The sequence below is a fragment of the Shewanella sp. NKUCC06_TVS genome (assembly GCF_019345515.1).
Classification (GTDB): Bacteria; Pseudomonadota; Gammaproteobacteria; order Enterobacterales; family Shewanellaceae; genus Shewanella; species Shewanella oncorhynchi.
The window spans coordinates 325619-344701 of sequence record NZ_JAHKQX010000003.1 but is presented as its reverse complement, the minus strand read 5'-3'; the positions used below and the strand labels follow the sequence as shown (position 1 = coordinate 344701).

The following is a 19083-nucleotide window of genomic DNA, read 5'->3' as shown; positions in this document are numbered from 1 at the left end:
TAAATCAGCGTTATACTCCATGGGTCGTTAGCTCAGTCGGTAGAGCAGTTGGCTTTTAACCAATTGGTCGAAGGTTCGAATCCTTCACGACCCACCACTTTACTGAAAGTGTATAAATCAGTGCAACACCAGATGGGTCGTTAGCTCAGTCGGTAGAGCAGTTGGCTTTTAACCAATTGGTCGAAGGTTCGAATCCTTCACGACCCACCACTTATTTTTTCAGCTGTATCTCTCTCGAATTTCCCCCTGAATGTCCCTCGTTAAACTCCAATACTGAGTACAGAATTTAATACCTTCGTTTTACTTATTCCACTGCAAAATATTTTTCTAACATAATTATTGGCATTAGCAAGTTCGACTAATGCGGCATCTTTAAAAAGAAATGTATCTTGAGTTTGGCGATTATATTGAAGCTGACATTATGTGCAGTGATGATGACAATGGTGCGTATAATTCTGGGGGGGTCTAGGCAGTTTTGTACCGAGCACTATTTATGGAAAGCTCTAATCCCACTTGGTTGTGTTAAAGACTAAAAAGGAGACCTTAGGTCTCCTTTTGCATTAAGCGGATCACATATCTATAACGCTTAATCTAACAGATTGTTTTCACGAACATATTGCTCGAAATCTGTGCAGCCACCTATGTGTTTCTCATCGACAAAAATCTGCGGTACGGTTTCAACTGGCTTACCGACAGTTTTTTCTAAATCTGCTTTAGAGATGCCTTCTGCATGGATATCGACATATCTGAACTTAAAGTCATCACGTTTTTCAACGAGTTGCTCAGATAATTGCACAGCACGAACGCAATAAGGACAGCCTGGACGGCCAAAAATAACAACGAACATAATAGCTCCTTAGGATTACTTTAGTCGTTTTATACCATAGGCCTAAGTGAATTGATAATGTCAGCCGAGTTTATTTTCAGTTTGATAGCGACCTTGGTAATCAAAATAGCTTTCGAGCAGATCCCAGCCTTTTTTATGTTTCTTCAGCAGCAAGAGATCGGGCATGCGGAATTTATCCGCGTCGCTGATTAACTCTGTCACCTTAGTGTATTTTTTCGGTTTTAATCCCGGTGTACGGCTATGGGGAAAGATGAATAAGGCATATAGGGCTCGCCACTGGGCCGGCGTTTGTAATTTAAAGCGGCGATTGAATTCATTGCCGTCGATATCGAGGTACTGCACTTTCAGATTGCCGTCATCGTCGATGAGGCTCATATGCTGGCAGCGGAATAAATGATGGTGCTGCTGGCTGAGCACTTGGCGTAGGCGTTTATCGGGATCGATGAGGGTCGATTGGCAGTACTGGCAAATGCGCGCCGCGATATCATTCTCTTCGCCGCAATCAGGGCAAGATTTAGATCTAAATCGAAAGTCGCACTGCAGCTTTTTACCTTGCTGTTCGACTATGCCCTGACAGCGGCGACCAAAGTGTTCGATAATGTCGCCATCGTCGTCTGTGAGTCCCCAGAATATATTGGCAAAATCGCATACTGGGCAATGCACTTGCACGGGGACCGATTTACTGTTGGGTTTCGCTTGGCCGACCTCAGGGAAATACAAGTCATAACCATTGGCAGCATAGTCGATGATAAGACAATCTTTTTTGCCTTCAGCGATTCGCAATCCACGGCCGATCATTTGTTGAAACAGACTGACTGAGGCGGTAGGGCGCAAAATTGCAATCAAATCCACATGGGGCGCGTCGAAGCCTGTCGTCAACACAGCAACGTTGACTAAAAACTTAAGCTCTTGGGCTTTAAAGCGTTCAATCGTCGCGTCACGTTCATTGTCGTGAGTTTGTGCTGTGATAATGGCACTTTGTGCAGCGTGAGCTTGGTTGAGTAGGCCAAAAATCTCATTAGCGTGGCGCACCGTTGCCGCAAAAATGATAATGCCTTTTCTATGTTGGCTCAGTTCAATGAGTTGTTTCACAATCGCAGTGGTCGCGCGGCCGTAATGCCCCAGCAAATCGTTAACCTCGGCTTCGGCATATTCGCTATTCTCGTTTGCTTTAAGTTGGCTGAAATCGTACTGGGCACTGAGGCCATCAAACAGGGTTGGCGCTGTGAGGTAACCTTGCTTAATGAGCGGCCTGATGGGCAGCTCGAACACACAATGTTCGAACACGGCATGTTCGGGAGACCCCACTTTGCCGTGATAGTGTTGCTGATAAATCCAGCCAGTGCCAAGGCGATAGGGCGTGGCGGTGAGACCGAGCAATCTTAATTGGGGATTTTTCGTGCGTAAATGCTTGAGTACTTGCTGATATTGGCTGGTTTTTTCTAGGCTGACTCTGTGGCATTCATCAATAATGACTAACGAGAACGGCTGATCGAACTGCGTTAATCCCCGCGCTGCCGATTGAATACTGGCAACGACGGTTTTTCCGTCGGTGGCTTTTTGATTGAGTCCCGCCGCATAAATACTGGCTTCGGTTGTCAGTAAACCGACTTTCTCTGCATTTTGTGCAACTAATTCTTTCACATGGGTGAGCACTAAGACTCTGCCTTTGGCGATGCGCGCCAGTTCGGCGATCACTATGCTTTTGCCCGCGCCTGTGGGTAATACGAGTACGGCGGAAGCTTGGCTTTGCCTAAAATGGGCGATGGCGGCATTAACCGCTTGCTGTTGATAGTCTCTGAGTTTGACTGACACGCTGATAAAAAATCTATGCTGAATAAAAGTGAGGCTGCAAGCTTAACATAACAGGCAAAAAAAATGCCCCTGGTTGGAGGGGCAAGCTAGAGAAAGGAGCAATCACACACACTCTCTCAACAGGGTTCACTTTTAACCTGAGGTTTAAAAAGGGAGGTTCAGGTTACGCTTAGCCTATTGGGCATAGACTAAGCGTTGTGGACGTTATTCTTAACTCGGATATTACTCAGTACGATTTAAGCGTGATTCAATCAAGGTCTCGATCACAGCTGGATCTGCCAAGGTTGATGCATCCCCTAAGTTAGTCACTTCGTTAGCGGCAATCTTACGCAGGAAGCGGCGCATGATCTTGCCCGAACGAGTCTTAGGTAAGCCCGTCGCCCATTGGATGAGATCTGGCGTTGCCAGCGCACCAATTTCTTTACGAACCCATTGACGCAGCTCTTGACGTAGCTCTTCGGTTTCTTCAGTGCCGCGGGTTAGCGTGACATACGCATAAATACCTTGGCCTTTAATATCATGTGGGTAGCCAACTACTGCAGCCTCGGCAACCAGTTCGTGTGATACCAGCGCACTTTCAACCTCTGCTGTACCTAATCTGTGGCCGGATACGTTGATTACGTCATCGACGCGGCCAGTGATCCAGTAGTAGCCATCTTCATCACGGCGTGCGCCGTCACCGGTAAAATACATGCCACGGAAGGTTTTAAAGTAGGTCAGTACAAATCGTTCATGGTCGCCATACACAGTACGCATTTGGCCCGGCCAAGAATCGAGTAACACTAAGTTACCTTCGTTCTCACCTTCTAAAATATTCCCCATGTTATCCACTAAGGCGGGTTGAACGCCAAAGAACGGACGGGTAGCTGAGCCGGGTTTAGTATCGGTCGCGCCTGGCAGTGGCGTGATCAAAATGCCGCCCGTTTCAGTTTGCCACCAAGTATCGACGATAGGGCAATGCTCATGACCTATGACTTCATGGTACCAACGCCATGCTTCTGGGTTGATAGGTTCGCCTACCGAGCCCATGATCCTCAAGCTGCTACCATCGAACTTATCGAAGTGTTGTTTACCTTCGGCCATCAGCGCGCGAATTAAGGTTGGCGCTGTATATAGAATGTTCACTTTATGGCGGTCAATCATTTCGCCTAAACGGGCAGGGCTTGGATGATTCGGCACACCTTCATGGATAAGCACAGTCGCACCATTGGCGAGGGGGCCGTAAACCATGTAAGAGTGGCCAGTGATCCAACCCACATCTGCGGTACACCAGTACACTTCACCCGCTTTGTAGTCGAACACATATTCATGGGTCATAGACGCATAAACCATGTAGCCGCCAGTGGTGTGCAATACGCCCTTGGGATTACCAGTTGAACCTGAGGTATAAAGCAAGAATAACGGTGCTTCGGCGTCCATTTCTTCTGGTTGGCAGTGCTCTGATGCGGTTTCCATCAGTGAATGCCACCACACATCACGGCTTTCTACCCAATCTACTTTGCCGCCCGTGCGTTTAAGTACGATGACTTTTTCAACCGTAGTGACATCAGGGTGCTTTAAGGCATCATCTATGTTGCGCTTCAATGGAATAGCACGGCCACCGCGCATACCTTCATCGGAGGTAATGATGACTTTGGATTTTCCGTCAATTACGCGAGAGGCGATTGAATCCGGTGAGAAACCACCGAAGACCACAGAGTGCACAGCGCCGATACGGGCACAGGCAAGCATAGCGACTGCGGCTTCTGGCACCATAGGCATGTAAATTGTGACTATATCACCGCGGCGCACGCCTTGGCTGCGCAGTGCGTTGGCGAATTTACACACATCTGCATGTAATTCACCGTAGGTGATTTTGCGTTGTTCGCTTGCGTTGTCGCCTTCCCAAATAATCGCCACGCGATCACTGTGTTCGGCTAAATGACGGTCTAAACAGTTGGCAGAAGCATTCAGGGTGCCATCGTAAAACCAATTGATCGATAAGTTATGGTCATCAAAAGAGGTTTTTTTAATCTTGGTATAGGGTTTAATCCAATCAATACGCTTGCCGTGTTCTCTCCAGAAACCTTCAGGATTGACAATCGACTCTTGGTACATTGTTTTATATTTATCGTTGTTTACAAGTGCATTGGCAGCGATATTGCCGGAGACTTTGTAGAGAGACTGCGAGCTCATAGGGCTTCCCTTTTGAAAAATTGCGTGGACTGAGTATGGTATGCAAGGGGGCGGCAACTCCATTAGACCTTGGTCTAGTGTTAAATTTTCCTTTATATTTAGTCTGTTGCATTAAAAATCCGGCTAGATTTTAGACAGGTTTTATCGCACAATAATCAGAAAAAAGAGCAAAGTATGAATTTAACCTTAGTCGTTGCTGTTATTGCCGTCTGTTATGTCTCACTTTTATTCCTATTGGCTTGGGGGGCGGAGCGTTGGTTTACTCAGATCACTAAAAAGCTTCAGGTCGTGATCTATGGTCTGAGCTTAGCGGTTTATTGCTCCTCGTGGAGTTTTTTAGGCACAGTTGGGCAATCTGCTAAGGATTTTTGGTCTTTCTTACCGATTTTTATCGGCCCGATTCTGATTTTTACTTTAGGTTTTGGCATGTTACGCAAGATGGTATTAGTGTCTAAGGCGCAAAATATCACTTCCGTGGCCGACTTTATTGCCGCCCGATACGGCAAATCTCAAACCTTAGCCGCCTTAGTCACCTTAATTGCCTTGTTTGGCATCATGCCCTATATCGCCCTGCAGCTTAAGGCGATGGTGTTCAGTCTTAATTTGTTTCAACCCGCTGACGATCCCCTCGATGGCGTGACGATTCCGTTACTGATCACTTCGCTGTTAGCCATATTTGCCATTTTATTTGGTACTCGCAAACTCGATGCGACCGAGCATAATCCCGGCATGATGCTCGCGATTGCCTTTGAGTCTCTGGTGAAACTTGCCGCATTTTTGTTGGTCGGCATCGTCATCAGTTTCGGAGTGTTCGATGGTTTTGGGGATATTTGGCAGCAGGCCAATGCGCAGTCACTAATTAATTATCCTAATCCACGTATTGAAGCCTTAATGCCTGAGTTACTCGTCGGAATGGCGGCCTTTTTATGTATGCCAAGGCAGTTCCATGTAATGGTGGTGGAATGCGCCGATGAGTCCGTGTTGTCAAAAGGGCGTTGGCTGTTTCCCATTTATTTAGCACTTTTTGGTTTATTCGTTGGACCGCTCGCCTTGGCGGGGAAGATCATCCTCGGCGATTCAGTGTCGGCCGATACCTATGTGATTAATTTACCGCTGGCGTTAGATCAACCTTTGCTGGCGGTGATTGCATTACTTGGCACACTTTCGGCGGCAACTGGCATGGTGATAGTGGCGGTGGTGACTATCAGTGTGATGGTAAGTAACGAATGGCTGGTGCCAGTGATGCTGCGCACAGGCCATATCCGCGAGAAAAACTTCAGTCAGTTCTCGCACCTGTTACTTAATGCCCGCCGCTTGGCGATCGTGATTATTCTTGGCTTAGGCTATGGCAGCTATTTGGCATTATCAGACAGTGATTCCTTGTCCCATTTAGGCATGTTGTCTTTTGGGGCGTTTGCCCAACTCGCGCCAGCTTTAGTCGGTGGACTCTATTGGAAACACGGCAATCGTGCTGGGGTATTTTTAGGACTCGGCGTGGGCTTTTCGCTGTGGTTCTACATCATGTTGCAGGGCATGACAGATGTGCAAAGCTCATCGGCGTTCTTGTCTAGTGTCGCGAGCGAGAAAGGCCTGCTAGATGCGATAACGCCCAATGTGCGTGATGCGCTGACGGCTCTTTTTGCTAATATCGCCTGTTATATATTGGGTTCTATTTGGTTTAGAGCAGGTGTGGCTGAGCGTATTCAGGCCAGTGCTTTTGTGAGCCCTGGCAAATTGAAAAACAGCGCCAATAAGAAAAATGGTCCGATTTCACAGCAAGATTTACTGATACTGGCGAGTCGCTTCGTTAGCCCAACGCGCGCCTATGAGAGTTTTAGCCGTTTCTCGATTGATGCGGTAAAAAGTGATAGTTGGCATAAAGCGGCGCCGCCGGAGTTGATTTCCCACACTGAACGTTTATTGGCGGGGGTGCTTGGCGCCTCAAGCGCAGCGCTGGTGATGGATTCCGTGCTGCAAGGGCGCGATTTAGCGCTGGATGAAGTCTTTAGTCTGGTCGATGAAGCTTCATCGAAGATTATGCTCAGTCAAGACATGTTGCGCGGCGCGATTGAGCACGCCTATGAAGGCATGAGTGTTATCGATAACGATCTCAATCTTGTGGCATGGAATTACAAATATGTGGAGCTGTATCAATATCCCGATGGATTTTTGCAGCAGGGCATGCCCATCAGTGAAGTGATCCGCTTTAATGCGGCGCGGGGTTATTGTGGTGAAGGGGAAATAGAACAGCAGGTTGAGCAGCGGGTGCAGCATATGCGTAATGGCACGCCGCACACTTCTGAGCGCCATCGCAGAGACGGTAAAGTGATTAAAATTCAAGGTAATCCCATGCCAGACGGTGGTTTTGTGATGACCTTTACCGATATTACTCAGTATCGCGAGCAGGAGCGCGCACTGCTCGAGGCCAATGAAACCTTAGAAAGCCGCGTTAATGAGCGAACCTATGAATTAGCCATGTTGAACAGTGAGTTACTCGAGGCTAAAGCGCAGGAAGAAATCGCCAACGCCTCTAAGAGTCGCTTCTTGGCTGCTGTTGGCCATGATTTAATGCAACCGCTTAATGCCGCGCGGCTGTTTACTGCGTCGTTATCTCAGTATCCCAATCTAGATCGTGAGGCCAGAACCACCTTATCCCATGTGAATAGCTCGCTAAAAATTGCCGGCGAGTTGCTCACCGACCTATTGGATATTTCTAAACTCGACTCAGGTATGGTGGATGTCAATCGCCGTGACTTTGCGATTTCAGAACTGATCAATGGCTTATCCGTTGAATTTGAAGCGATGGCGGCGGATAACCAAATTCGTTTTAAGATGATCCCATGCAGCGCAACCGTTAATTCCGATCCTTCGCTGTTAAGGCGTGTCCTGCAAAACTTTTTAACGAATGCCTACCGTTATGCTCGCGGTGGCAGAGTGTTATTTGGTTGTCGTCATCGAGGTCATTACCTTGAAATCCAAGTGTTAGACACGGGTTGTGGTATTGATGAAAAAGAAACCCAAGAAATTTTCAAAGAATTTAAGCGGTTGAATAATCCTAAGAGCAACAATGTTAGCGGCTTGGGCTTAGGTCTGGCGATTGCTGATCGCATTAGTAAAGTGTTAGAACACGGTATTCAGGTTTCGTCCCATTTAGGGCGCGGCTCGGTCTTCTCCATTTGTGTGCCGCTTGGAGAAACTGTGCGTCAGCCACAAGTGAAGGCGTTACCGTCGCTGCTGCAGCCGTTATCGGGTATCAAAGTGTTGTGTATCGACAACGAAGAGGCCATTTTAGCTGGATTAGAAAGCTTATTAAGCCGCTGGCAGTGTGAGGTTATCTGTGCAAAAGATTTATCTGATGCACGCATTAAACTAGGACTGAAAGGCGTCGCGCCTGATATTGTGCTCGCGGATTACCATTTAGATGATGGCCAAAATGGTGTCGATGCGATGGACGGTATTCGTGCCCTGTATGGCAAAGATTTACCCGGCATTTTGATTACCGCCAATACCCGCAAAGAGCTGGTGGAAGATGTGCAACGCCGCGGCTATCACTATATGGCGAAAATGATAAAACCTGCCGCGCTACGTGCCTTGATTTCTAGCTTGGTAAAATAAGCTTGGTATACGTGTTCGGTAACATGAGTTTAGTGACGTCGGTACGTTTAACGAAATGCCAAGATAATCGCGTAATTTTTTATGCGGCTTATCTTGGCTAAACGGTTTGACACAGGTTTGTGGGTGTAACTAAATACATGACTAGAGTTTGAATACGGCCAGTTTATTGTTTAAATTCAGTGATAATTCGGCCAAACTTTCACTTTCTTGAGCCAAATAAGTTGCCGATTCAGAGACTTCGAGCGCTGAGTTATTAATTCCGCACACGTTTCTGTTCATGTCTTCTGCGACCACACTTTGTTCTTCTGCGGCGGTGGCGATATGGGTTGCCATGTCACTCACATGTTTTATATGAGCAACGATAAGCGATAAATCCTTCCCCGCTTTTGCCGATTGACTCACACTGTTTTCTGCCAAAGCTCGGCTTGCATCCATTGCCTTAGCGGCGCTCACGGCCCGTTGTTGCAATAATGAAATCGTGTTTTGAATTTCTTCGGTCGATTGCCTAGTGCGACTGGCAAGTTGCCTCACTTCATCGGCGACTACAGCGAACCCTCGCCCTTGTTCGCCAGCGCGGGCGGCTTCGATTGCCGCATTCAGTGCCAGCAAGTTGGTTTGGTCTGAAATCGCGCTGATAACAGAGGTGACCTCGCTGATCTGCATGACTTCCTCTTTAAGCATATTCACTTGATCCGTCGCTTGCTCCACTTCTTTGGCAAGAGCATGAATACCATCTACGCTGGCGTGAACATCTTGGTCGCCAAGGCCAGCTTCCCAAGTGGCTTCTTTGGTATCTTTGGCTGTGCTCTCCGCATTATTCGCGACATCGGCGATAGTGGCGCTCATTTCATTCATGGCGGTGGCAAGTTGGGCGAGTTGATCCCGCTGATTATTTACCGCTTGATTGGTTTCCTCTGCAGTTGAGGCGATCCGAGCCGAGGCCTGTGCAACATTGTCAGCGCTATGACTCGCTTGAAGTAAAGTGCTACGAATGGAGTCTATGCTTTGGTTTATATTGTGGGCTAAGATGCCAAGTTCATCTTTACCATAGATTTTTAGCTGAGTCGTTAAATCACCTTTTGTGATGGCGAGCATAGCCAGATTCACATCATCCAATGGCTGAGTAATAGAGCGGCTAATGGCATAACCTAGCCAAGCCATAAGCACAATAATGACAAATGTAATGCCTCCCATGGTGAGGTATTCATTCCAAATGGTGGCTTCGATATCTTGGAGTAACATACCTGAGCCTAAGATCCAGCCCCAAGGTTTAAATCCCATGACAAGTGAGATTTTTTGCGCTGATTTGCCATTCGCCGTCGTCCAGCGGTATTCGACTAATCCTTGTTTGCCATCACGGCCGAGTTCGACCATTTCGAACCAATAATTCTCTTCGCCTCGATTACCCATTTGTTGGCCAACCAGTTCTTTTTTGATGGGATGAACGATAACGTGCCTCGATTCATCAATCACAAACAAGTAGTTATCACCATCAAAACGCATGTCGTTCAACATGTCTTTAGCGGCTTGCTGTGCTTGCTCTAGGGGCAGCGATTGCGACAACGCTTGGATACGGGTGCTGGCGAGGGACAATACGGCATTAAGTCGTGCTTCACGCTCTGCCATCAGGTTGTGCTTTAGGGCTGTTACGGAAATAGTGAGTAAAATTAAGGCACCTGCGAGGGCGATAATGAGCTGTAGTGCGAGTTTTCGATTAACGGGGATGTCAGCGAGTTTGAACATATGATCTCCTTTTCTTTGTGTAGCGATTTAAGCCATTCCCTCTGCTCAAGTTGTTGTCAGCTTTTGGCGAAAGATATGTTGTGTAAAGTGAGTGATATAAGCATCGTTGGCTTTGATAAAATTTCCAGTTGGCGAATTAAATAAATGCACTAAATTACAGAGTATTAATGGAAATTGTGAGCAATATTGCAATTGCAACCTTAGCGCGTTTATCTATCAAGAGGATGCGAGATTCGAACAAGGGAAGGGGCTGCTGAGTACTGATATAAGCCTGGCAGTTCGAACCCCTAGCGCACAGTGCGCAGGGGTTCGTTTATTCGACATTAAAGGCTTATTGAGTTGAAAGAGCGTTAAGCTAAAAGATGGCCAAGCGTTAAAGTATCAACCGTGGCTGATAAGCTGCGGCTCGGCACTGCTTGATGATACTTTAATGCCTGCTGCGACTTGCTTCATCGCACTGGTGAGTTGGCTTAATTGTGCTGAGCTAATGATATAGGGCGGCATGATATAGATAAGGTTGGCGAAGGGACGCACCCAGACGCCTAAATCGACAAATTGCTGCTGTAGCTCTGCGGTATTGACGGGTTCGTGCATCTCTAACACGCTGACAGCGCCGAGCACTCGCACATCTTTTACGCTCGGCAAATCAATCGCATCGTTAAGTTCAACGCGCATTTGCTGTTCGATAGCAGCCACTTGCGCTTGCCATTCATTACGGTTAATTATGTCTAAGCTTGCACACGCCGCGGCGCAGGCTAGCGGGTTACCCATAAAAGTAGGGCCATGCATAAACACGCCCGCGGGAGATTGGCTGATTCCTTGGGCAACTTTATCGGTACACAGCGTTGCCGCTAGGCTGATGTAACCGCCCGTTAGCGCTTTACCTAAACATAAGATATCAGGGGTAATATGGGCGTGTTCATAGGCAAAAAGCTTACCTGTTCGACCAAAGCCAGTGGCAATCTCATCTAAGATCAGCAAGACATCAAATTCATCACATAGGGCACGAAGACCCGTTAAATAATCTGCGCTGTAGAAACGCATACCGCCAGCGCCTTGCATTATCGGCTCTATAATCACTGCGGCAATATCATGGTGATTAATGCTTAATATGTCGCGCATTGCGGTTAAATCATCGGCTTGTAAGGCTTCGCCAAAGGCGGTTTGTGGCGCGGGCACAAATGATTGCTTGGTTACTGTATCGCCAAACATAGTGTGCATGCCGCCTTCGGGATCGCATACGCTCATCGCGGCAAAGGTATCGCCGTGGTAACCTTTCTTAACGGTAAGAATGCGTTGTTTTAGCGGTCGCTCTTCTCCATGTACACTCTGACCTTGCCAATATTGCAGCGCCATTTTAATTGCCACTTCGACTGAGATAGATCCAGAGTCGCACAAAAAGACCTTTGTTAGCGGTTCGCAGGTCATAGCGATAAGTTTTTTACACAGTTCAATGGCGGGTTCATGGGTGATACCGCCAAACATCACATGGCTCAGTTGATGCAACTGTTTTTCCATCGCGGTTAATATCTCGGGATGTGCATAGCCGTGCACACAGGCCCACCACGAGCTAGTGCCATCTACCAACTTGCGGCCATCAACTAATTCCAATTCACAGCCTTTGGCGCTGTGTACACCAAAAACAGGAAGAGATCGGGTCATTGAGGTGTAAGGATGCCAAATATGGGCGCTATCAAAGTCAAAATCGAGTAAATTGCGCATAAACGCTCACTTTTTTGGTGATAAAGTAGCCATTAGTAAACTGGGTTCACTGGTTGGCGTTGACAGTTTAAGGGCTGAGGTTATCCTAGCCAAGATAAAAAACAGAATAAAAAGGGTGTTCAATGTCGCAGTTGCAAGTTCGTCATGATTGGAAGCGGGAAGAAATCGAAGCCTTATTTGCGCTGCCGATGAATGACTTATTATTTAAAGCACACAGTATTCACCGTGAGGTATACGATCCTAATGAAGTGCAAATTAGCCGTTTATTATCGATTAAAACCGGTGCTTGCCCTGAGGATTGTAAATATTGCCCGCAGAGTGCTCGCTATGACACAGGTCTAGAGAAAGAGCGTTTGCTGGCAATGGAAACTGTGCTGACCGAGGCACGCAGTGCTAAAGCCGCGGGTGCCTCTCGTTTCTGCATGGGCGCTGCTTGGCGTAATCCAAAAGAAAAAGACATGCCGTACCTTAAACAAATGGTGCAAGAAGTTAAAGCCTTAGGTATGGAAACCTGTATGACGCTCGGCATGCTTTCTGAAGATCAAGCGAACGATTTAGCCAGTGCTGGCTTAGATTATTACAACCATAATTTAGATACTTCGCCTGAATATTACGGCGATGTGATCACGACACGTACCTATCAAAATCGTTTAGATACACTGACACATGTGCGCGCTTCTGGTATGAAAGTGTGCTCGGGCGGGATTGTCGGCATGGGTGAAAAGGCGACGGATCGTGCAGGCTTACTACAACAGCTGGCTAATTTACCGCAGCATCCTGATTCAGTACCAATCAATATGTTAGTCAAAGTGGCGGGCACGCCGTTTGAGAAGCTTGACGACCTAGACCCACTCGAATTTGTGCGCACTATCGCTGTGGCGCGTATCTTAATGCCGCTTTCCCGCGTACGGTTATCGGCAGGCCGCGAAAATATGAGTGATGAGCTGCAGGCCATGTGTTTCTTTGCCGGCGCTAACTCGATTTTCTATGGTTGTAAATTGCTGACCACACCAAACCCAGAAGAAAGCGATGATATGGGGCTATTTCGACGTTTAGGCTTACGTCCCGAGCAGGGCGCAGCGGCAAAACTGGAAGAAGAAAGTGCTGTTTTAGCCAAAGCGGCGGCCTATCAAGATAAGTCATCGGCACAATTCTATGACGCGGCTGCTTTGTAATACTGCTGAGCGCATGTTGTCCGACAAACAGGTCGAATAGCCTGTAAACCTTGTTGGCTGCAGCCTATTTTGATTGCGGCCGATAGCTTTATTGGCCGCACTCCATTTTTCAAGCAGCATTTTTAAGACAATCATTCTTGAGGCTAAATCGATGAGTTCTCTGCTCGAGATGAAAATTGCCGCCCGTCAGCAAGCCTTACGTGAGCAAGGTTTATTACGGCAACGTAAAATGCTGAGTGTTGATCACAGCTTTGATGTTAACGCACCCACTTCGAGCCCGCGCTTTGTGTTCGAAGGGCGATCCTATGTTAATTTTAGCAGTAATGATTATTTAGGCTTATCCCGCGTTCCTGAGTTGGTTGAAGCGCTGCACCTTGGCGCGCAGACCTACGGTGTGGGTAGCGGCGCATCGCCCTTAGTGACAGGGTACAGTGATGCGCATGTCACACTTGAACGTGAACTCTGCGCCTTAACGGGGCATGAAGCGGGATTACTATTCTGCTCGGGCTTTAGTGCCAATACGGCGTTAATGAAAACCTTGTTTGATCAGCAAGATACTGTGATTGCCGATAAACTTGTGCACGCCTCAATTATCGATGGTTTGCAGGACAGCGGTGCGCAGCTTAAACGTTTTTTACACAATTCGCTTGAGAGCGCTGAGCGGCTTCTGACTCGAAATCACGTATCGGCGTTAATCACAGAAAGCGTGTTTAGCATGGACGGGGATTGTGCGCCGATCGTGCAGTTATCGGCGCTTTGTCGTCAACAGAATACTTGGTTGATTGTTGATGATGCCCATGGTTTTGCGGTGCTCGATGGCTATCAAAATAGTGATGCAAGAGATAAAGCCGCCAAGCTTATCGATGTGCAAGTAGTGACCTTTGGTAAGGCATTAGGTTGCCAAGGCGCAGCGGTTTTGGGGAGTCAGGCGCTGATCGACTTTTTGGTCAGTAATGCCCGCGAATATATTTATTCGACCGCCTTATCGCCCGCCAATGCCGCATTAGCGTTGGCCGCGACTCGGTACTGCACTGCACATCCTGAGTTACAGCAGAAACTGCTTGAGAATATTTCGCTATTCAAACAGTTATGCCTCGATGCTGCCGTGCCCCTTTTAGGTTCGGATACCGCAATTCAGCCGTTGATCATTGGCGATGCGCAGCAAACCCTGCAAGTCGCCGAAGCGTTAAGAGCCGCGGGCATTTGGGTTGGGGCGATTCGCCCGCCGACGGTGCCTGTAGGGTCGGCGCGGTTACGCATTACCTTAGCGGCGACCCATACCGCTGAAGATATCGCTGCTTGTGTTGAGCAATTAGCCCAAGTGCTCCGTCGTGTTGGTATTCCGCTTGTCAGTGAACGAGAATCTACCGATGAGTACAGATAAATGTACCCTATAGATCGCGTTATTTTATTGAATGTTAAGTTTTTATGGTTGAGTGTTAGTTAAAATGCCAAGCCTGATAAAGTCTAGTGATCCAAGCTGTAGTGCGTCTGCTCATGAGTCAAACAAGTTTATAGCTTGCGATCTTAAGCTGAGTGAGCTTAATGCGGGCGTTTCTTATGGGGGCGTTCTCGCGGGGACTGTGTCCAATGTGCACGGGACTCAAATTGCTGAACGTTTTTCCGCAGCGGCCCATAGTTACCAAGATCATAATCAATTACAACGCCTGAGCGCTGCCAGTTTACTCAGTGAGTTTTCGGCAGCTGGTTATCTGTTAGACATAGGGGCAGGCCCTGGCACGGATTTTTCTGGGTATCACAGTGTGTCTCAACCAGCGGATCTCTCTACGCAAAATTCATCCACAACTGTATTTGCCGTGGATATTGCCCTTGGCATGCTACAAAAGCTAAAACAGTCTTATCCCGATTATCTCGGCGTATGTGCCGATGCGCAGTGTTTACCTTTTACCAATGGCAGCATGGATGTTATTTACTCTAATCTAGCCCTGCAATGGTGTGCTGATTTTCCTGCTGCGGTAGCCGAAATGGCGCGGGTACTTAAGCCGAACGGCGAGTGTCATCTGAGCCTTGTGGCGCAGGGGAGTTTGAATCAATTAGCTGAATTAGGGTTAAGAGTGAATGACTTTTCGACGATGCAAGCACTCAAGGCTGCATTTAAACTCGATACATGGGAATTACTTGAAGTGCGACTCGTCCCTATGACAGTGTATTTTGACACTCTTAAGGCACTACTCTATTCAATTAAAGGTGTGGGGGCTTCTGTACATGTCGCCAGTTCAACAACTCGGGTTTCAGGTTCAACAGTGAGTGCTTCAGAATTCACTCCACGGCTGCGTGGTCGTCAAGATTGGCAGGCCATGCAGGCCAAAGCCGAATCGCTACGTTTACCCCAAGGTTTGCCGTTAACCTACCAGATAGTTCAAATACGTGCTCGGCGTAGGTTTTAAAGTTCACCGATTATGCCTTTAGTCATGGCATTATTAATTAGCACTAATATCTAGAAAACGTTGGATTTTTAACATTACGTATAGAGATCGTTAGCTATATGGACATTTAGCTTATGGAGAGTGGGCTTAACAAAGCAGAACTCATAGCAACAGATAAGGATCTAATATGTATTTTGTAACAGGTACAGATACCGATAGCGGTAAGACTTTGGTTTCGGCGGCATTATTAACCGCTGTGAATCGTTTAGGGCTCATAGCCAATGCTGACTCCGCTGTGAGTATTCTTGCGGCTAACACTATGTTGACTTTAGGTGTTAAGCCCATCGCCTCGGGCTGCGCGCAAACCTCTGAAGGATTGCGTAATGCCGATGCGTTACAGCTGATGACGTCATCTTCACTAAAACTGGCCTATTCCGTCATCAATCCTTTTACCTTCGAACCTGCGATTGCACCGCACATTGCTGCCGCCCAAGTGGGCGTGAGTTTAGCGCCTGAAGCTATTATTGAAAGTTTAGATTTAGTGGCATTTGCTCAAGCGGATTTTTGCTTGATTGAAGGCGCGGGAGGCTGGCGTTTACCCTTAGGTGATGGCAGGTATCTTTCGGAAGTCGTACAGAGATTAGAACTGCCAGTGATACTCGTGGTTGGCATGAAACTCGGCTGCTTAAATCATGCATTGCTGACTCAAGAGGCGATATTGGCCGATGGGCTTAAGATTGCAGGCTGGGTTGCTAATCGTGTCGACCCGAATATGAGTATGTTTGAGGAGAATCTGACGAGCCTTAAAGAGATGATGACAGCACCTTTCCTTGGTTGTGTGCCATTTCTCGAGGATCCAAGTGCTGAAAACGCTGCTGACTATGTCGATATTGCGCCACTTTATCAAGGTGAGGAGAGCAATACTTAGCGACTGCATAATTGTTTAAGACTTTCCCCTAAGCGGAACGGTTATTTTTCTTTTGATAAAAAATGAGCCTCAAATTATGTTGAGGCTCATTTCTATCAAGGCTGCTGATTAATGTTCGCAAAATCTCGCAAAATAGTGCCTGCACATTAAAGCTAAGCGCCGCTATTGATTTTCTGCTTCAATGCGGTTGAGGCTTTAAAGCTGGGCTGATTGTAACCGTCGATTTCTATGGCTTCGCCCGTTTGTGGATTACGCCCTGTTTTAGCGACATGGTATCTGAGTTCAAAGGTGCCAAATTGTGGCAGGAAAATTTTCTCGCCTTCGCTCAATGCGACGTGGATCTGTTGCAGTATCTGCTCAACCACAGGTTTAGTACTCGCTTGCGATGCATTGAGCTCGGCGGCAATACGTTGGATAAGTTGTGCTTTGTTCATAGAAACCTCTGAAGTCAGCTTAGGTTCAATCGAAGGGGAGTTATAACAAGCTCGTCCCGAGATTGAAAGCCATAGCAAGCTCAGCGCAGTTGATTGGTGTTTTATTGACAGGCTTGTGAAGCTTTTGGTGATTGTGTGTTGCTAAAGTAAGTACAAGTTTGTCGGATTGAGTGGTGGGCTGATTTTACTGGGCGAAGTGACTGACTTAATTTAAAGGCTTATTGAAAGCCTTAGTTTAAAACCTTAGTTAAAAGGCCTAAGCGCAAGGCGTATTGCGCTTAGGCTATGGATTGAACACTATTCAACCGTTGGGTGATGAGAAATCCCTTTTAACGCTTGCCTATGAAAAGAGTGTTTCTTCCAGAGTGCGACCTTTCAGCAGCATCTTGTATTGCCATTGATGCTGATTGAAGAGGGCGAATAGGCGCATCTCAATATCACTGTTGTGCGCTTTTTCTGTATTTGTGTCTAGCTGGATAATAAACACATTGCTTTGTTTTGAGCTGATGTTCACCACTCCCGCCAGTTTTGCCACTTCCGCTTGCAGTGCATCGCTCTCACAATTTTGCATGGTTAACGTCAGGTAATCGCTGTCGGTCGACGCATGCATTGACACAGCTTGGCTCAGTTGGCCTTTATCTAAATACAACACTTGATCGCACAGCTTTTCGAGCTCATCGAGATTATGCGAGCTGATCATAAAAGTTGTGGTGGGCGATAAGGCTTTGACCAGTTCACGGACTTTTTTTGCATTGGCAGGGTCGAGTCCCGCCGTCGGTTCATCTAATAATACTAATTCTGGCGAGCCAATCAGCGCCTGCGCAATCGATACACGTTTACTCATACCGTGGCTAAGGCTAGGCGGTTTTTGTTCGGCAACATCAATTAGATCGACCAAGGCCAACACGCGCAGTGCCTCTTGCTTTGCTTGCTCCACGTTCATGCCCTGCAGGCGAGCGAAAAATATTAACTGACTGACAATCGTCAAGTTGGGATCGAGTACTGCATCTTGGGGTAAAGCGGCAATCTTGCCTAAGAGTTTAGGGCTATTGGGGGCTTCACCGAGTAGGGTTATGGTTCCTGAGCTGGGTGATAAATAGCCGCATAACAGGCTAAAAAGCGTGGTTTTACCCGCGCCATTGGGACCGACAAGGGCGATGGGGGCACCCGCTTCAAGACTGAAACTCACATCATTCAGCGCCTTTTTGCTGCCGTAAAGCTTCGACAGCCCTTGGCATTGGATCAGACTCATAGCGAGCTCCTTTGCATATAAATTCTGCCGAGCAAGAGGGCCACAGCGGTTTGTAACAGTGGAATAGGGGCATAGACTAAGCTATTGAGTCCATTGGTATTGAGCATGTCCGACAGTTGAGCACCGGGTAATACCCACTGGAGTTGTGCTAGTAGGCTAGATTGATTCGCTAACACCACGATAGTGATGGAAATCACTGTCCATAAAATGGTGGCAAACACCATAGCTTGGCGTGCCGTGCGCGCATACAGGGACAATAAAGTCATCACAGCCGTGTAGGGCAAGATCACTATGATGAGGTTAAGGCCCACTAAGGCGCCAGACGTTAACGCAGATAAAAACAGTTGGCTGTCGCGGCTGAGCGCGAGGGCGACAGTGGCGATAATCGTTAATAGGATCAGTAAACCTTGGATCAGAATTTGGCCGAGAAAACGGCCGAACAATAAGCTGTCACGGCTAGTGCGTATGGTTAAAAAGCGCAGCGTGCCGCGGGTTTTATCCGATGAGAACTGATCGGCGGCGATAAGAATACTGAACAGTGGAAACAAATACAGCGCAAAACACCAAAATACCGCCATTTCAGCCACGGGCCACTCAAAGAGCACATTGAGGGTATTGGCACCAAATAAGCTGTCGATGATATCTTTTACATTGGGCTGCAATAACATGGCCGATGCACTTTGAATGGGGTAAAGCAGAAGTACACCCCAAACTAAACCAAAGGCGACCAAGGCGATGATCCCGCGGGTATTAAATAAAAATTTGCGCAGTTCAAACATGGCGATAATAAACATGTTGTTGAAACTGCTGGGTGGATTATTGGTCATGTGCTGTCTCTATTCTTTTTGCGCTAGGTTCAGGGGCTATGGTGCTTGGCGCGACTATGTTGGTGCGGTTCAGTTTCTCACCCTTGGGTAGACAGTGGATTGGTCCATAAGTGCCATGTTGCCCACATAGCACTTATTATCCATCGGTATTTATCAGTCATTA

The 19083-nt window shown here is 47.4% G+C and carries 13 protein-coding genes and 2 tRNA genes; 7 read left to right on the top strand and 8 right to left on the bottom strand.

All coding sequences use genetic code 11. From position 1 onward, the window contains the following. The first annotated feature begins 21 nt into the window (after positions 1-21). Positions 22-97 (top strand) — tRNA-Lys (locus tag KO531_RS05375). A 37-nt stretch (positions 98-134) separates the two neighbouring features. Further along, positions 135-210 (top strand) — tRNA-Lys (locus tag KO531_RS05370). A gap of 376 nt (positions 211-586) precedes the next feature. Here the strand turns inward: KO531_RS05370 and KO531_RS05365 are convergent. The 3 genes from KO531_RS05365 to acs all read right to left on the bottom strand — a co-directional run bounded on the left by KO531_RS05365 (position 587) and on the right by acs (position 4837). Continuing rightward, positions 587-847 (bottom strand): GrxA family glutaredoxin, encoded by a 261-nt coding sequence (locus tag KO531_RS05365; RefSeq protein ID WP_028760344.1) that lies wholly within the window; start codon positions 845-847, stop codon positions 587-589. A 60-nt stretch (positions 848-907) separates the two neighbouring features. Further along, a complete protein-coding gene (locus KO531_RS05360) occupies positions 908-2662 on the bottom strand; it encodes a DEAD/DEAH box helicase (RefSeq protein ID WP_219250555.1) in 1755 nt (584 codons plus the stop codon). A 222-nt stretch (positions 2663-2884) separates the two neighbouring features. Then, positions 2885-4837 carry an acetate--CoA ligase gene (acs, locus tag KO531_RS05355; RefSeq protein WP_198572683.1) on the bottom strand — a complete coding sequence of 651 codons (1953 nt, stop codon included), beginning with the start codon at positions 4835-4837 and terminating at the stop codon, positions 2885-2887. Positions 4838-5011: 174 nt separating this feature from the next. Here acs and KO531_RS05350 point away from each other — a divergent pair, with 174 nt between their 5' ends. Continuing rightward, positions 5012-8452, top strand: a complete 3441-nt coding sequence (locus KO531_RS05350) for a PAS domain-containing hybrid sensor histidine kinase/response regulator (protein WP_212599782.1) — start codon at positions 5012-5014, stop codon at positions 8450-8452. A gap of 141 nt (positions 8453-8593) precedes the next feature. On the opposite strand, the gene KO531_RS05345 is transcribed toward KO531_RS05350, so the two are convergent. Both KO531_RS05345 and bioA read right to left on the bottom strand, forming a co-directional pair. Beyond that, the gene (locus KO531_RS05345; protein ID WP_173245426.1) at positions 8594-10195 is read right to left on the bottom strand and encodes a methyl-accepting chemotaxis protein; all 1602 of its coding nucleotides are present in this window, start codon (positions 10193-10195) and stop codon (positions 8594-8596) included. Positions 10196-10576: 381 nt separating this feature from the next. Beyond that, the gene (gene bioA, locus KO531_RS05340; RefSeq protein ID WP_219250554.1) at positions 10577-11917 is read right to left on the bottom strand and encodes an adenosylmethionine--8-amino-7-oxononanoate transaminase; all 1341 of its coding nucleotides are present in this window, start codon (positions 11915-11917) and stop codon (positions 10577-10579) included. 122 nt (positions 11918-12039) lie between these two features. On the opposite strand from bioA, the gene bioB reads away from it, so the two are divergent. The 4 genes from bioB (at position 12040) to bioD (ending at position 16407) form a co-directional block, all read left to right on the top strand. Beyond that, positions 12040-13092, top strand: a complete 1053-nt coding sequence (gene bioB, locus KO531_RS05335; protein WP_212599785.1) for a biotin synthase BioB — start codon at positions 12040-12042, stop codon at positions 13090-13092. Positions 13093-13243: 151 nt separating this feature from the next. After that, positions 13244-14476, top strand: coding sequence for an 8-amino-7-oxononanoate synthase (locus KO531_RS05330; protein ID WP_219250553.1), 1233 nt, complete (start codon positions 13244-13246; stop codon positions 14474-14476). A gap of 64 nt (positions 14477-14540) precedes the next feature. Continuing rightward, positions 14541-15500 (top strand): methyltransferase domain-containing protein, encoded by a 960-nt coding sequence (locus tag KO531_RS05325; protein WP_219250552.1) that lies wholly within the window; start codon positions 14541-14543, stop codon positions 15498-15500. A 166-nt stretch (positions 15501-15666) separates the two neighbouring features. Beyond that, positions 15667-16407, top strand: coding sequence for a dethiobiotin synthase (gene bioD, locus KO531_RS05320; RefSeq protein WP_219250551.1), 741 nt, complete (start codon positions 15667-15669; stop codon positions 16405-16407). Between the two features lie 152 nt (positions 16408-16559). Here bioD and KO531_RS05315 read toward each other — a convergent pair whose 3' ends face one another. The 3 genes from KO531_RS05315 to KO531_RS05305 all read right to left on the bottom strand — a co-directional run bounded on the left by KO531_RS05315 (position 16560) and on the right by KO531_RS05305 (position 18920). After that, positions 16560-16841, bottom strand: coding sequence for an HU family DNA-binding protein (locus tag KO531_RS05315; protein ID WP_219250550.1), 282 nt, complete (start codon positions 16839-16841; stop codon positions 16560-16562). A 340-nt stretch (positions 16842-17181) separates the two neighbouring features. Continuing rightward, positions 17182-18093, bottom strand: coding sequence for an ABC transporter ATP-binding protein (locus KO531_RS05310; RefSeq protein WP_219250549.1), 912 nt, complete (start codon positions 18091-18093; stop codon positions 17182-17184). After that, a complete protein-coding gene (locus tag KO531_RS05305) occupies positions 18090-18920 on the bottom strand; it encodes an ABC transporter permease subunit (protein ID WP_113938767.1) in 831 nt (276 codons plus the stop codon). Before KO531_RS05305 ends, KO531_RS05310 begins: the two co-directional genes overlap by 4 nt. Between the last annotated feature and the right edge of the window lie 163 nt (positions 18921-19083).